The organism is Micromonospora sp. WMMD964 (assembly GCF_029581455.1).
Classification (GTDB): domain Bacteria; phylum Actinomycetota; class Actinomycetes; order Mycobacteriales; family Micromonosporaceae; genus Micromonospora.
The window spans coordinates 5,644,849-5,659,865 of sequence record NZ_CP120860.1 but is presented as its reverse complement, the minus strand read 5'-3'; the positions used below and the strand labels follow the sequence as shown (position 1 = coordinate 5,659,865).

Sequence of the window (15,017 nt, the reverse complement as noted above, 5' to 3'; positions counted from 1 at the left end):
GTCGGTGGTGCTCCTCGCTGGTGGTTCAGCAGGTGGGCAGGACGTTGATGGTGTCGCCGCCCTCCAGGTTGAGCCAGGCCCAGGGGATGTAGTTCTTCCCCTCGAAGTTGACCTGCACCCACCAGGTGCTGCGCTTCTCGTTGTTGTAGATGTAGGCGTAGACCTCTTCGCCCGACTTCTTGCAGTACGCCTGCAGCCTGGTGCCCGGCTTCGCCCAGCCCACCTGCTTGTCGTTGTCCTGCCGAGCGACCGAGAAGATCTCGTTGCCGTTGCGGCCATCCCGGTCCCGGTCGCAGTAGGTCGACTCGGGCCCGGACGCGCCGTTACGGCAGGTCGCGATCCCGTACAGCGGCTGCGTCTTCTGGGCCCTCGTCGCCGTGCCCTTACCGGCGGCGTTGCTCGCGGTCACCGTGAACGTGTAGTTGGTGCCCGGCGTCAGGCCCGTCATCGTGATGCTGGAACACGCCCCGGCCTTCGCCGGCTCACCCGGCGTGCTCAGCGAACAGGTCGCCTGACCGCCACCGGCGTCCACTGTGAACGTCACCGTCGCCCCGGTGGCCGTCGCCGACGAACCGGTCACCGTGACCCGCGGCTCGGCGACCGTACGCGCGGTGGCGGTGGCCTCCGGGCCCGGCCCCGCCTCGTTGACCGCCTTCACCTTCACCGTGACGTTCTGGCCGTTGCCCAGCCCGGTGACTGTCGTGCGGGTGTCGGTCACCTCGCTGGTGCGCCCACCGACGTCCACCAGGTACTTCGTCACCGGCCGACCGTTGGCCTCGGCCGGTGCCCACTGCACGGTCACCGCGCCCGGCTGGTTGGCGACGGTGCCGGCCCGCAGGTTGAGCGGACGACCCGGCGCGGCGAACGGCACCACCGTGTTGCTCACCGGCGAGGCCGCCGACCCGGCGCCCTTGCTGTTGACCGCCACCACCGTGAACGCGTACTGGGTGCCGTACTCCAGCTCACCGGCCGGCACCACCAGCTCCGTCTTCGTCGACTCGCCGGCCGGGGCGTTCGTCCCCGCCGAGGTGGCCGTCACCGCGTACCTCGCGATGGTGTTGCCCTGCCCGTTCGCGGCCGGCCACTTCACCAACACCGTGCCGTCCGGCCGTTCCTGGGCGGTGACGCTCGCCGGCGGATCGGGCACCGCCGCGGTCGGGGTCACCGGGTTGCTGTTGCGTGGCGGGCCGTCGCCCTTGGCGTTGACGGCGTGCACGGCGAACCGGTACGTCTCGCCGTTGGTCAGACCCTTGATCTCCACCGCACGCTGGTTCGCGCCCACCTCCACCCGCTGGCCGGCACCCTCCACCACGTACTTCATGATCTCGGCGCCGTTGGCGGCAGCCGGCCGCCAGCTCACCCGGGCCTGCGCGTTGCCGGCGGAGGCGGTCACGCTGCGCGGAGCGCTCGGCTTACCCACCCGGGGCTTCTTCGGCGGGGGCGGTGGCGGGGCGACCGGCGGCGGGTCGCCGCCGAGAACGTCGTTGGCGTACTTGTCGACCTCACGCACCTGGTGCTTGTCGTCCACCACCCGGGCGGTCGCCGCGTCGGGGGAGTTGATGAACAGGTGGTTCTCCCGGACCTCCAGCTCCAGCGGCCCGTTCGCCCGCCCGCCGATGGTCTCGACCAGCTGCCCGCCCCCGTCGAAGGCGTAGATCGTGCCGGTGGACTCGTCGGCGCAGTAGAACCGGTCCGCCCAGGCCACCGCCGCGCTGAGCCGATCCCCCTCACCCGGCACCGTGAACGCCTTCTCCTCCCCACCGTCGCCCACCACCAGCACCCGCCGCTCGGCGGGCACGGTGACCGGGATGCGGGGGCCGCTGGTCCGTGCGGGCAGCGCCGCCGGACCGGACAGCGTCAACGGCGTCGGACGCACCTTGCCGCCCTGCACGCGCACCAGCTTGCCGGCCGTGCGGTCGAGCACCGCCACACCGTCGTCCAGGGTGGAGACCACCAGCTCGTGGCTCGCCTCGGCCACGTCGTACGACTCGACCCGCTCCGGGCTGAGGCCGCCACCGTCGGGCGCGGCCGAGGCCGGCGCGGACGGCAGCTTCGCGGCGGTGATCGCCGAGACGGTGCCCTGGCTGGGCACCGCGATCCAGAGCCGACCCTCGCCGTCGAAGGTGCCGCCGGCGATGCCCGGGGGATAGCGGACCGGCTCGCCGACCGGGGCCAACGACCGCGGGTCGAGCTGCCGCACGATGCCCTGCACGGCGTCGACGACGAACGCCGCGTCCTCGTGCAGGGCGACACTCACGCCGAGGCCGGGGGTCGTCTTGGTGGTCGCGGTGAGCTGCAGGGTCGCCAGGTCCAGGGAGCTGACCTGCCCGGTCTGCAGGTCGCGCAGGATCAGCAGCCGGTCGGTCTGGGTGACCTGCATCGGGTGACGGTTGGCGCCGGGGATCTCGGTGCGGGTGTCCACCCGGGCGGTCACCCCGTTGACCCGGGCCAGCTCGCTGCGCGCCGTGCTCCACAGCCAGGAACTCGCGTCGTAGTTGGCCACCGCGTTGTCGGCCGCACCCAGCCCGAGAACCGTCAACCCCATGGCGGCCAGCAGAGCGGTCACCGTGCCGACGGTCACCAGCCCACCGCGAAGCCGGGACCGGGAGCGGGGGGCGTCGGTCCGTACGGCGTCGTCGATGCTGGCCACAGCCGGCTGCCTCCAATGAGTCGTGGCAGGTGGCGCGCCGCGCGGCGACCCCTCCCCTGAGCCGGGTGCCATCATATGGCGCTGCTGGTGGCGGGGGAACCCGCACGGTCACCCCTGTGGATACCGAGCGTGTGCGTTGTGGACGCCCAGCTAGCCCGGTGCGCGCTCCGAATCGGTTCGGCTCACGTTCCGGCTCGGCCCGGCTCACGTTCCGGGTCAGCTCGGCGACGGTCGGCCCGAGGGCCCTTCACCCGGCGAGGCGGTGCGCTCCCGCGCGGTGCAGACCTGGCCCGAGGTCGCGAAGCTGTCCGTCGAGTACACGGCCAGCACGGTGAAGCAGTGATCCACTCGGGAGTTCAACCCGTTGACCGTGTAACTGGTGCGGCCCGGGTCCACCGTGGCCATCACCCCCAGTGCCTGCCCGGCCCGTCCGGCGGCGACCATGAACGGCACCGCACCGCCGGACGGGTCCGTCCAGGTCAGCGTGATCGTGGTCGAGTCGTCCCGCAGTTTCAGATCCCCCGGAGGCGGCCCGGCCGCCGTCGGCACCACACCCGTCGGTGCCGCAGTCGTCGGCGCGGCCCCGCCCGGCGGCGGATCGTCGCGGGTCAGCACCACCGCGCCCAGCCCGGCCACCGCCACAAGGGCGACCCCGGCCGCCACCACCGCGCCGATCAGCGTCGCCCGGTTACGGCCCGCCGAGCCGTCCTCGTCGGCGTACGCCGGCCGGTACGCGTCCGGCACCGGGTGGTACTGCTGGCCCGGGTACAACGCCTGGCCCTGCTGGTGCTCCGGGGTGGCGTGGTGGTCCTGGTGGTGGCTCTGCGTCGGGTAGGGGGCCTGTCCTGCCGGGGTCGACTGCCCGTCCTGCTGGTGCTGCCCGTCCTGCTGGTGCTGCCCATCCTGCTGGTGCTGCGTGAACGGCTGTGGCACGCCCGGCGTCGCGGCGCTGCCCTGCGCCGACCACTCCACCGGAGTCGGCGTCGACGGCGTGGCGACAGATCCGGCCTGGACGGCGAACGGCTGACCCGGGTCGGCGTGACCGCCGGGCGGACCACTGCTCGCCGCGACGGCCGGGAACACCTCGGTCGCGTCGGACGCCGAGTCCCGGGTCCGCTGCGTCGGCACCACCGCGGCGTCGAAGATGTCCAGCCCGGACTCACCGTCCCCACCGGCGGGTTCGGCGTCCGTCCGGGGCGGCTCAGCGACCTCAGCGACCTCGGCGCCGGTGTTCGGCAGTGGCGGCGGGCCACTCTGGCTCCACGGCGGCGCGGTCAACCCCCATGGGGGTACGGAAGACGCGGCGTTGGGCGGCGCGGTGTTGGGCGGCGCGGTGTTGGGTGGTGCGGAGACGGGGGGCGCGCTCTGCGGGAGCCCGGCGACCGGTTGCCGGGGAATGGGCGGTGCGCTCGTCGGAGGGGCGGAGACGGGGGGTGCGGAGATCGGCTGCCCGGCCGGTGGCGCAGAGGTCGGGTAGCTGTACCCAGCCGAGGCGGGCGCTGCTGGGTAGGTGTGCGCGGGTGGCGCGGACCCGAATGGTCCATGACCGGGTGGCCCGGAGACCGGAGGAGTGGGTGGCCCGGAGACCGGATGGGCTGATGCTCCGGAGCCCGGGTGGGTCGGCGGCCCGCTGACCGGGTGGGCTGGTGCTTCGGAGACGGGGTGGGTCGGCGGCGCGTTGACCGGGTGGGCTGGTGCTCCGCCGACCGGCCGTGTCGGCCCCGGGTGGCTCCTGGTCGGCGACGGGCTGCCCGGCGATGTCGCCTCGACATCGGCTGCGTCGACCGGTCCGGTTGGCCTGACTCCCGTTCGGGCCGCCTCCTCGGCGAGCAGCGGCTCGATCTGCCGTACCTGGATCGTGGGCTCGTCCCAGCGGGGTGCGGGTGTCGGAGCAGGTGGGACGGCCGGTTGGTGTGCGGCGGCGTCGACGGGCGGGTGGTCATCGCCGACACGCTGGCGCGGCGCGGCGAGAGGCCCGACCGGTGGTCGGTGTGGCGGCCCCTGCTCGGATGACGGCACCGGCTGGCGTTCGGCCCTGGGCCTGGGTAACCGGCCGTCGGCAGTCGGTCCGGCCGGTTGGCCTCCGGCCCTCGGCGTGAGCGGCTGGGACTCGGTACTCGGCCGGGGCCGCTGCCTCTCGACCGTCGGCCCGAGCGGCTGGCTCTCAGTCGCCCGCCCGGGCGACCGGCTCGCCGGCGGGGGTGGCCCTGGCTGCGCTGGCGGGGTAGGTGTCGGCGGGGCGGGTTGTGCTGGCGGGGTCGGGGTAGGTGTCGGCGGGACGGGTTGTGCTGGCGGGGTCGGGGTAGGTGTCGGCGGGACGGGTTGTGCTGGCGGGGTCGGGGTAGGCGTCGGCGGGGCGGGGCGCGGTGGCTGGGCGGGTCGCGGTGGCGTGGCCGAGGGAGGTGCCTGCGGGACAGTGTGCGTCGGCGGGACCGAGGTGGGCGTCCGGTGGATGGGCTGCGCCGGAGGCGCCGAGGCCGGAGCCATGGCGTTGCCGGGTGCGGCGGGTGCGCGTACCCCTGGAGGGGTTTGCTGGGGTGGGGCCGGCGGTTGCGGCGGAGCCCAGGGTGAGGCGGCGGTCGCCGGTTTGAGACCGGAGGGACGCATCGCGGCGAGGGTCGCCAGGGACAGCGTCGGCCCGGACAGCGCCGACCGGACACCGGAAACGGGCGGCGCACTGACCGGCTCCGGACCGGGCGTGGGCGGTGGGTTGGGCGGCCCGCTCGGGGCCGACGCGGGCAGGCCGAGGTAGTCGCGGGCGGCGCGTACCGTCGGGTGGTGCTCCCCGAGCACCGCGGGCCCGGCGGTGGCGACCCGGGTGTAGTTGCGGCGGGCCTCGTGCCGGTTGCCCAGTTCCTCGGCCACCTCGGCGAGTTCGAAGGCGATGGCGAGCAGCCCCGGGTCGGAGTGCTCCCACCGCCGCTCACCCGCCGCGAACGCCTCCTCCAACACCCGGCGGGCGCCGAGCGGATCATCCGCCTCCCGGTGCAACCGCGCCAGCAGATGCGCGGTGTGCAGCACCTCGGGATGATCACCAGCGTACGGCGCGGGAGGGGACTCGACAGCCTCCGCGAGCAGCTGCCGGGCGGCGCTGAGATCGCCAGCGGAACGCAGGGCGAGGGCCCGATGCTGGACGGCTGCGAGGGGGGAGGGATGGGACACGTGGCAATGCTGCCGCCAGAGGGCCGCCGGACGCTACCCGGACACGCGTGACCGCCGTGTCGGTGCGGCCCGGTGAGGCCGCCTGAGCAGTGGTGCGAGCGCCCAGACCGGGACGCCGGAAGGCGATGTGCATGATCCACGAGCGGCGTGTACAGTAACTCCCCGTGCGGCCCGCCGTACCGACATCGGATGGAAAGATCATCCGGTCGGCGAGGTAGGCTGAACGTGTAGGTCCGGGTGGCGGAATGGCAGACGCGCTAGCTTGAGGTGCTAGTGCCCGTATAGGGCGTGGGGGTTCAAGTCCCCCCTCGGACACCAATGATTGCCCACGGTGCGTGCTGAGATCGACTGCAGCACGCACCGTTTGCGTTTCGGTCTGGTAGGTGATTCGACGCGACCACCCCCGCAGCGCAAAGCCGCGCGTCGCTGCCACATGACCTTCGTGAATTCCGGCAACAGGCCCCGGACACGGCCAGCACCATCCAGACGGCGAGGAACGCGCTCAGCGGACCGGTAGCACCCTTGTGCCACCGTCCTTGATCGAGCGAGTCACCTTCGGGCCTCCTGACCAGTAGAAGCATCGGATTCCCCGGTCGCCGCGCGCCCACGCCTCCTCGGCCGGCGCCAGGTACGAGGTGCCCGTGCGGTAGCGCAGCGTGCCGTCGACCGGGACCTTCGCGTACCGAGCCACAAGGGTCCGGCACTTGGCGTGCACGCCGTCCTCGTCACGTTCCGCGTCCGCGTACGAGCTGTCGGGCGCCGTCCACGAGCCGACGTACTCGAAGGTGTGCGGCCGGGCGCAGGTGCTCTGCTCGAACTTGCCGTACCGGTCCTCGTTCAGGCACCCGAAGGCCAGCGGTGACGGGCCCTTCAAAGCGTCCCGCAGGCTGCCGGTGTGCTGCACCGGGTGGTCGTCCGGATGCCGTTGCGCCGAGCCGCCGTCGGCGGTGTCCAGCTCAAAGATGTCGCACCGGAACCAGCGACTGCCACCCTGCCATCCGCCCGGAGACGGGGGCGCGACCTGCACCGTCAGGCGAGCGCCCCGCCAATCACCACCGACGAACGCGGTCGCCTTCGCGTCGCATTCGGCAAACGCCGGCCGCAGCACCGCCGAGCCCACCGGCGGCGGGGCTTCCCGCTCGGCTACCGCGCCCGTGAACGTGCCCAGGTGAAAGGTCTCCAGCAGGTGCTGCCGCGTGCAGTCGACCGGCTGGTAGCTGGCCAGGTAACTCGACGGCTCGGCAATCACATGGCAGTCGCCCACCTTCGGGGTGAACTGCACGGCCGCCGCGGCGGGCCGCCAGTCGTCGGTCAGGTCGCCGTCGAGCCCGGCCGGTGCCCCGCACCCCGCCATCGCCGTCGCCCCGGCCATGGCGGCCACCGCCACCCGAACCCGCCACCGTCGCATGTCACCCTCCCCGTCGTGCCGCGGCAGCATATGCCACCCGGCGTCGCGGACGTATTGCCCGTAGTCGCGGTCTCAGGCTGCGCCGAAGACGGTGCCTTTTCTTGTTGCCGAGCAGAGGGGGAGCGCCGCGATGAGGGTGTCTGCGGGGGCGTAGTCGGCTGCGCAGGTGGATCGGCGGTGTTCGACGAGCCGAGTGCGGTATGGCGATGTTGTTTGAGGTGTCGAGTGGTCACCAGCGCAGTTGGCCATGCCGATGGTGCGTTCCGCCGTGGGTCACCAGGGGATGACGCCCCGGGCGTCGAAGAATCCGCCGCTGGGACCGTCTGGTCCGATCTGGGCCATCCGCACGATGATTTCGGCACCCTGCTCGATGGTCTGGTGGCCGGCGTGGAAGTTGAGGTCGGTGGCGGTGAAGCCGGGGTCCACGGCGTTGATCCGGATGCCCGGGTACGCCTTGGCGTATTGGACGGTCAGCATGCTGACGGCTGCCTTGGATGCGGGATAGGTGATGTCGGGATAGAAGTGGGCCGGGCTTTCGGGGTTGCTGAGTTCACGCATCAGTGACGCGCCGCTGCCGACGTTGACCACGGCCGGCGCGGCGGAGCGCTGCAGCAGGGGGAGGAACGCGTGCAGCATCCGGATGTGCCCGAACACGTTGGTGTCGAACACGCGGTGGGCGAGGTCGGCGCTTACCTCGGCGGCAGGGATGAAGCCGCCGTCGGCCTGGCGTGGTTCGATGCCGGCGTTGTTGACCAGGACGTCCAACCCGCCCTCGGCCGCGACCTGCTGGGCCGCTGCCGTTACCGAGGCGTCGTCGGTCACGTCGAGCAGCAGGAAGCGGGCGCCGAGTTCGTCGGCGGCCCGTCGCCCGCGTTCGGCGTCGCGTGCACCTGCGTACACGGTGTGTCCGGCGGCCACGAGTTGCCGGGCGGTCTCGAAGCCCAGGCCCTTGTTGGCGCCGGTGACGAGGATTGTTGTCATCATTAGCTCCGCAGTTGCAGTAACAGGTGATTAATGCTTCGGCCCGGCATCAGTCGCTGACGTGATCGTGCCATTACGTAGCGGTGTCAGACTGCGCTTGAATGGAATCGCCTGTCGGCAGGTCTGACCCGCTATCGGACTCGGGTGTCGATCGGGTGCCGGCTCCGCCGACACCCGAGTCCGGGCGTAGCTCTCCGTCCTGACTGCCATGGGTCGGCCGGCGGGCGCGACTCGCCGCCCGGCTGGTGGACGGGGTGATCAGGCGGGGATGGCGGTGCTTCGAGGTGGGGTGGCGGTGCCGTGGATGCGCTTGGCGTGCTTGGCGTACGTGCGTGGCGCGATGATCGGCATGAGCAGCCGGATTAGGAGCGGGGCCTCCGCGAGGATCCCCTTGATCACCTCGGGATCGGCCTCGTACATCATCATGCCTAGGGCCAGTGGCACGCTTTTCTTCGGGGCGTCCTTCATCCCGTGCTCGCCCATCTGCTTCCACTCCGCGTGGGTGACGTGCTTCTCGGCCAGCGGCAGGATCTCGCGCTCCTCCAGCGTCATGTGCTCGGCCACCGCGGTGTAGAGCCGCTCGCAGGCGTCGGCGAGGTCGTCGCCGCCGCGGCCGGTGGCCCGCCAGCCGGGGAGCAGAGCGGCCACCGTCTCGTTGGCCTCCTCAATGGCGTGATGCTGCTTCTCCATGATCGGCACAATGGCCGTCGCCTCGGCGCCGCCACGCGCGTTCAGCAGGGGCCAGAGCAGCGCATCCTCGCCCTGGTGGTGCAGGTGCAGGATCATGGTCACGAGCTCGGTATGCGCGCCGACGATCTCGGCTCGCGCGGCATCGCCGGGCGTGACCCCGCGGACGACCCGCGGAAGCAGGCCGAGCTCCCGACGCATGAGGGCATGGGCCATGTACATGTCGCGGACATCGGCCATGGGTTCGTTCTGATTGCGGCTCACGGTGACCTTTCAGGGTGGCATCACGGGGTTTGTTGATCGTCGGCCACGGGATCGGGCCTTAGCGACGGCACACGTCGAGCGATCGTGCGCCCAGTCACTCGGGGGTCACTTGGAATTGACTAACCACCTCATCCGGCGAGCGCGGACTCCCCTGTACGGGTGGGGTGGGTACGGCATCGACGGCGGGCATCACCGCGGCAGCGGGCCGGTCTCCGGGGGTGTGGTGGGGGAGTCGAGCCACGCGTCGATGAGCGCGGTGAAGTCGTGGCCGGTCTTCTTGTTGACGTACGCGGTGAACGACGCCCGGGTCTGCTGGGTGTGCAGGTTCTCCTGCACCCAACCCCGTGCCAGGTCGAAGAACCGCTCGTCTCCCAGCGCCTGATGTAGTTGGCGGAGCATCGCCGCGCCGCAGGTGTAGACGTTCGTCGCACCGAACTCGGCGGGGTCGGGCTTGCTCGGTGGGCCGTACTCCTTGCGTAGTTCCCCGTCGCGTTGCCGGCTCGCCTTCACCATCTCCGCGTCCGTGAGCCCGTACTTGTCCTTCTCGTAGAGCTTCTGCACGTAGAGGGCCCAGCCTTCGTTGAGCCACATGTCGCGCCAGTCGGTGAGCGTGACGGCGTCGCCGAACCAGTGGTGGGCGTACTCGTGCACTGTGGTGAGGTCGAACATCTTGTCGCCGCGTTGCGGCTGTACCTCACCCAGGGTGACCATCTGCTGGGTTTCCATGGCGGAGTTCGACTCGACCACGACGAGGCCGGCGGAGTCGAACGGGTACGGGCCGAAGCGCTCCTCGAGCCAGGTGAGGAAGGCCGGGGACCGTTTGAGCATCGGTAGGAATCGAGTGTCCTTCGCTCGGTACCAGGTGGTGACGGGGATGCCGCGCGGGCCGGTGGCCGCGAGCTTCTTGTACCTGCCGACGGCCAGGGTCGTCGCGTACGAGGCGACCGGGACGGTGCTGCGGTAGGTGAAGGTGGTGCCGCTCTGCCCGACCGGGGTGCCGCTGGCCACTCCCGTCCAGCCCTTGGGCGCGGTGACCGCGATGTCGTAGAGCGCCTCGTCGGAGGGGTGGTCGTTCGCCGGGTACCAGGTGAAGGCCCCGAACGGCTCCTGCATGGTCCAGATTCCGCCGTCGCTGTCGACTGTCAGCCCGAGCGGGTGGGCGTCGCCGCGCTTCGTCGGCCACGTGGTGGTCGACGGCTTGCCGTGGTAGCCGACGACCAGTGTGATCGGGACGCCCGCCCGGACCGGGGTCTCGACTACGAGCTTCTCGCGGGTGACCGCCGCCGTGGCGCTGGTGCCGTCGACGGTCACGGTGTCGAGGGTGTACGGCGTGAAGTCCAGGCTCACCGACGACGCGTCCCGGATCGGCCGCAGGTGAACTGTCGCCGTGCCGGTGAGGGTGCGTTTCGTCGGTGACCAGTCCAGATCGAGTCCGTAGTGCAGCACGTCCACCGCGTCGGTGCCGCGCTCGGGGTAGAGCGGGTCGACGACCGGCTTCGACACACCCGCCGCGAACGCCATGTACGGACCGGAGAGCGCGGGGGCGCCGGACGGGGTCGCGAAGATGCCGCCCTTCGTGGGCGCCGTTGGCGGGTCGGCCGTGCAGCCGGCGAGCAGCGTCAAGGACGCCAGCACCGCGACGGCGGATCGGTAACGCACCTGTGAGCTCCAGAGGCCGGCGACAGCATGGGGGATCTTCTGCAGGTAGACGTCCGGTCTTCCTCGGGACTCTGCTGGAGAGGGGCGGTCGGTGCTCATGTGACCCATCCTACTGTTGCTTGCGCAAGCACGTAAATAGCGGGATTGTCGGATCCAGACCCCGCCCGGGTTGTCACGATCCCTCCCGCATACGGACCGGCTCGGCGTCCCGGGGCAACGCGACATGGAAGGCAGGAAACCTGTGACTCCGGAGAACGAGCCGCTCGCCGACGCCCGCGACATGTTCGCAGTGCACACCATGCTGCGCCGCGAACTCGGAACTACCCCGGCCCTGATCCGCAAGGTCGGTGCCGGTGACCAGCGCCGCGTGGAGGTCGTGGCGCGTCACGTCGACCTGATGAGCCAACTCCTCGAACAGCACCACTCCGGGGAGGACAAGCACATCTGGCCCCGGCTGGAGGCGCGGGTCCCCGAGGCCATCGCGCCGATCATCGACGTCATGGAAAGGCAGCACGAAGCCATTCACCGAGGTGCTGAACGGGTCAACGAGGCGTTGCGACAGTGGCGGGCCGACTCGTCAGCCGTGTCGCGCGATGCTCTCGCCGACGCCGTCGACGCGCTCCTGAGGGTGCTGCGGGAACACCTGGCACTTGAGGAGGAACGCGTCGTCCCGCTCATCGAGAGGTACGTCACCGCGGCCGAGTACCGGCTCGTGGCCGGCGAGGGCGGCGAAGAAACCTCGCCCGAACTGCTGCCGGTGATCTTCGGCATGCTCATGTACGAAGGTGCCCCGGAGGTCATCGACAGCATCATCGCCGAGATGCCCCCGCAGGCTCAGACTGGAATCAGGGAGTTGGCCTCACAGGCGTACGCCAGCTACGCCGAGAAGGTCCACGGCACGTCCACGCCAACGCGTACGACGGGGAGCTGACCAGCCGTTCACCCTGCGGTGGGTCGACGCCGGGCGGGCGGTCCGAGCCGCTACCGCCGCCGGCGCGTCGTTTCGAACCACACCACGGCTACGCTTGTTGAATGACAGCCCCAGTTCCTCTCGACCCCGACGAGGAGCGTTTTTGGCGAGCGTTGATGCGGGTCATGGTCTCGCTACCGAAAGCGCTCGACGACGACCTGCAGAAGGCGACCGGGCTGACGCTCTCGGAGTACATCGTCTTGATGCACCTCTCCGAGGCTGCCGACCGGGAGATGCGGGTAACCGACCTCGCGATGACCGCGACACTGTCCGTCAGCCGTATCTCCCGGGTCGTCAACGCCCTCGAAACCCGTGGTTGGGTGACGAAACGACGCGACGCCAAGGATGCCCGGGGGAGCGTCGCGACTTTGACGGACGAGGGACTACGACGCCTTGAAGCGGCCTATCCGACGCTCCTGGCGAGTGCCCGTCGGCGCATCGTCGACCATCTGGACAAGGCCGAGGTCCCCGGTATCGCCGACCAGTTCCACAGCATGGCGCTGACCCTCGAGTGAGCCGACCCTGAGAACCGGGCGTCGGCGCGCCACACACAACAATGAGGTCGGTCGGGACGCCTCAGGCCCTCTGGTTGATGACCTCTTCGGCGAGTCCGAAGGCGTCAGCGTCGGCGCCCTGTGGACGCGGTAGGGCCGCGTCCGTACATGCCGAGAACATTCGACATGACCAGGCTCGTACCCGACGTGTACCGCGATGTCGCCGATCGTGCGTCACTGCGCTGGGACCTGGCCGCCCGCCAAGCCCCGGAGGAATCCCTTGACCTCGGGGCCGGTTTCACCATCGAGAAGGGCGCGGCGCTCGCCAGGGCCAGCCGGATGACGACCTACAAGTGGGGCCCGCCAAGGGCGCGCTCGCCCTGGACGGCTACTTCACCGTCGTCGCACCCACGTCGGCGTTCCCGGACACCGGCGACATCGTCGCCGACCTGACCGACCATCTCGTCGCCTTCGTCCACCCCGTCCGGGACACCTCCGCCGGGCCGGTCATCAATCAACTCATCGGGCAGGCGCAGACCGACCCGGCGCTGGCCGCCGCCTACCGGGAGCGCTACTCCGCCCCCCGTCGGGCCCTCGCCGTCGAAACCCTCACCCGGGCCATGGCCCGGGGGGCAGCTACGGGCCGACATCGACCCGGAATCCGTCGTGGATCAATTCTGGGGCGCGTGCTACCACCGCCTGCTCATCGCCGACCTCCCGCTCACCGCAGACTTCGCCCGCACCCACGCCGACAACCTCGTTCGTGGGCTGCGCTGACCGCCCGGCCGGGTCAACCCGCCTGCCGCTCAAGCCTCCGGTGCCGCCTCAGCAACTCGACGAAGCGGCGCGTGGCGGGGCTGGCCGCCTCCCCGGTAGGGAACACGAAGTCCAGTTGGCGCTCCAGCCGCAGATCGGCGAGCGGGATCAGGCGGACGCCGAGTTGACGGCGGTAGCGGGCGAAGTCCAGCCCGGCGGGGACCAGGGAGACACCGACGCCGGCGTCGACCAGGTCGAGCACGCTGGTCCACTCGTTGACCTCGCAGACGACCCGCCGCGTCAGACTCGCGGCCTGGAACGTCCGGTCGACCAGCACCCGGATGGCCCAGTCGGCGGGTGTCTCGACGAACCGCTCCCCGTCCAACTCGGCCAGCCGGACCGCGCGCCGGTCGGCCAGCGGATGCCCCTCGGCGCACGCCAGCACCACCGGGTCAGAGATCAATCGCAGGGCCGCCAGGCCGCTGGCATGCGGGGCGGAGAGCAGGGCGCAGTCCAGCCCGCCGTTCTCCACCATCTCCAGCATGCGCAGCGTCGCGTCCTGCTTCACGACGATGGTCACCCCTGGATGGGCATGGGCGAACTCCGCCAGCCAGGTGGTGAAGGGCAGCGTGTGCCCCACACTGCTGATCGTCCCGATTCGCAGTCGTCCGGAGAGGGTGCCCTCGACGTCCTGTACGACCTGCCGGGCCGCGGCCGCCGCCTCCAGGGCGCGCCGGGCCGCGCCGACCAACGCCTCACCCGCCGCGGTCAGCCGCACCGGCCGCGTCCCCCGCACGAACAGCGGCGCCCCGACGTCCCGCTCCAGCGCCCGGATGGACGTGGACAGCCCGGACTGAACGATGAGTTCTCGTGCGGCCGCCCGGGTGAAGCTCCGCTCCTCGGCCAGGGCGACGAAGTGCCGCAGGTTCCGCAGTTCCACGCACACGTCATTTCCCGCAGAGATGGGAACCATCTCCACCATGTGTGTCGGATCTGAATACGTCCTGAACAGGCCGTTTGTTGTGAGTGGCAGGACCGGCACCGTCCGGCCGGCACGGCAACAAACCTGTTCAGAAGTGGAGTTCGTACCATGTCCGTTTTTCCCACACACGAAGGCCGAGTGGCGGTCGTCACCGGCGCGGCCCGCGGCATCGGCCAGGCCATCGCCCGTCACCTCGGCGAACGAGGCGCGACGGTCGTCGCGATCGACCTCTCCGACCCGGTAGAGACCGTGGGTCTGATCACCAGCGGTGGACACACCGCGATCGGTCTCACGGCCGACGTCTCCGACCCGGACCAGACGGCGGCCGTCGGCACCGAGATCATCCGTCGGTTCGGGAGGGCCGACATCCTCGTCAACAACGCGGGCATCTTCCCGTTCCGCGACATCGACGACCTGGACTACGCGACCTGGCGGCACGTCCTCGCGGTCAACCTCGACTCACAGTTCCTCATGGTCAAGGCCGTTCTTCCGGCCATGAAGAACGGCGGGTGGGGTCGGATCGTGAACCTGACCTCAAACTCGATCGTGACCGCGAGCCCAGGGCTGTCGCACTACATGGCGAGCAAGATGGGCGACATCGGCTTCACCCGAGGTCTCGCCAACGACCTCGCGCCGTTCGGCATCACCGTCAACGCCGTAGGCCCGACCCTGACCATCACGCCGGGCGTCCTCCAGGTTCACCCGAAGGAGGTCCTCGCGGCGGTCGCGCAGGCGCAGGCGATCAAACACAACGGCCAGCCGGACGACCTGGTGGGCACCGTGGCGTTCCTCACCAGCGACGACGCCAGCTTCATCACCGGCCAGACGGTCATGGCCGACGGAGGTCTGGCCCGTTGAGGACGTGCGACCCGCCCAGCAGAGTGACCAGCGAGCGCCACCGCCACCGGTGGCGCTCGCACCGTCCGCTCAGATGACCGGCCAGCGGCCAGACCACGTCGCCACGCCACGGATCGACCGGACCCTGCGGCTGGTCGCTGCATCGC

Annotated in this window: 11 protein-coding genes, 1 tRNA gene and 1 pseudogene; 5 read left to right on the top strand and 8 right to left on the bottom strand. The window is 70.8% G+C overall.

Annotated elements, in window-relative coordinates; translation table 11 throughout:
- Window positions 1-25: 25 nt before the first annotated feature.
- The 3 genes and pseudogenes from O7616_RS25810 to O7616_RS25800 all read right to left on the bottom strand — a co-directional run.
- Complete coding sequence (locus O7616_RS25810) at window positions 26-2,650, bottom strand: fibronectin type III domain-containing protein (protein WP_282304388.1); 2,625 nt, start codon at window positions 2,648-2,650, stop codon at window positions 26-28.
- A 216-nt stretch (window positions 2,651-2,866) separates the two neighbouring features.
- A complete protein-coding gene (locus tag O7616_RS25805; protein WP_282307723.1) occupies window positions 2,867-3,928 on the bottom strand; it encodes a hypothetical protein in 1,062 nt (353 codons plus the stop codon).
- Between the two features lie 1,467 nt (window positions 3,929-5,395).
- Window positions 5,396-5,812 (bottom strand): annotated as a pseudogene (locus O7616_RS25800) (tetratricopeptide repeat protein); the annotation flags it as partial.
- 231 nt (window positions 5,813-6,043) lie between these two features.
- Between O7616_RS25800 and O7616_RS25795 the strand changes: the two are divergent.
- A tRNA-Leu gene (locus O7616_RS25795) sits at window positions 6,044-6,130 on the top strand.
- A gap of 184 nt (window positions 6,131-6,314) precedes the next feature.
- Here the strand turns inward: O7616_RS25795 and O7616_RS25790 are convergent.
- From O7616_RS25790 to O7616_RS25775, 4 genes are all read right to left on the bottom strand, one after another.
- Window positions 6,315-7,220, bottom strand: coding sequence for a septum formation family protein (locus O7616_RS25790; RefSeq protein ID WP_282304387.1), 906 nt, complete (start codon window positions 7,218-7,220; stop codon window positions 6,315-6,317).
- A 273-nt stretch (window positions 7,221-7,493) separates the two neighbouring features.
- Complete coding sequence (locus tag O7616_RS25785) at window positions 7,494-8,201, bottom strand: SDR family NAD(P)-dependent oxidoreductase (protein WP_282304386.1); 708 nt, start codon at window positions 8,199-8,201, stop codon at window positions 7,494-7,496.
- A 258-nt stretch (window positions 8,202-8,459) separates the two neighbouring features.
- Window positions 8,460-9,152, bottom strand: coding sequence for a hemerythrin domain-containing protein (locus O7616_RS25780; protein WP_282304385.1), 693 nt, complete (start codon window positions 9,150-9,152; stop codon window positions 8,460-8,462).
- Window positions 9,153-9,341: 189 nt separating this feature from the next.
- A complete protein-coding gene (locus O7616_RS25775) occupies window positions 9,342-10,811 on the bottom strand; it encodes a M1 family metallopeptidase (protein WP_282304384.1) in 1,470 nt (489 codons plus the stop codon).
- 169 nt (window positions 10,812-10,980) lie between these two features.
- Between O7616_RS25775 and O7616_RS25770 the strand changes: the two genes are divergently transcribed.
- From O7616_RS25770 to O7616_RS31185, 3 genes are all read left to right on the top strand, one after another.
- Window positions 10,981-11,742 carry a hemerythrin domain-containing protein gene (locus tag O7616_RS25770; protein WP_282304383.1) on the top strand — a complete coding sequence of 254 codons (762 nt, stop codon included), beginning with the start codon at window positions 10,981-10,983 and terminating at the stop codon, window positions 11,740-11,742.
- A gap of 101 nt (window positions 11,743-11,843) precedes the next feature.
- On the top strand, window positions 11,844-12,296 hold the full coding sequence (locus O7616_RS25765; protein WP_282304382.1) for a MarR family transcriptional regulator: 453 nt from the start codon (window positions 11,844-11,846) through the stop codon (window positions 12,294-12,296).
- 438 nt (window positions 12,297-12,734) lie between these two features.
- Window positions 12,735-13,052: a TetR-like C-terminal domain-containing protein gene (locus tag O7616_RS31185; protein ID WP_348773889.1), complete on the top strand. Its 318-nt coding sequence runs from the start codon at window positions 12,735-12,737 to the stop codon at window positions 13,050-13,052.
- A gap of 13 nt (window positions 13,053-13,065) precedes the next feature.
- Here the strand turns inward: O7616_RS31185 and O7616_RS25760 are convergent, their stop codons facing one another.
- A complete protein-coding gene (locus O7616_RS25760) occupies window positions 13,066-13,971 on the bottom strand; it encodes a LysR family transcriptional regulator (protein ID WP_282304381.1) in 906 nt (301 codons plus the stop codon).
- 180 nt (window positions 13,972-14,151) lie between these two features.
- Here O7616_RS25760 and O7616_RS25755 point away from each other — a divergent pair, with 180 nt between their 5' ends.
- A complete protein-coding gene (locus O7616_RS25755; protein ID WP_282304380.1) occupies window positions 14,152-14,871 on the top strand; it encodes an SDR family oxidoreductase in 720 nt (239 codons plus the stop codon).
- Window positions 14,872-15,017: the final 146 nt, after the last annotated feature.

Coding starts and splice junctions, on each gene's coding strand:
- O7616_RS25785 (WP_282304386.1), bottom strand. CDS start 8,201: ATGACAACAATCCTCGTCACCGGCGCCAACAAGGGCCTGGGCTTCGAG.
- O7616_RS25790 (WP_282304387.1), bottom strand. CDS start 7,220: ATGCGACGGTGGCGGGTTCGGGTGGCGGTGGCCGCCATGGCCGGGGCG.
- O7616_RS25765 (WP_282304382.1), top strand. CDS start 11,844: ATGACAGCCCCAGTTCCTCTCGACCCCGACGAGGAGCGTTTTTGGCGA.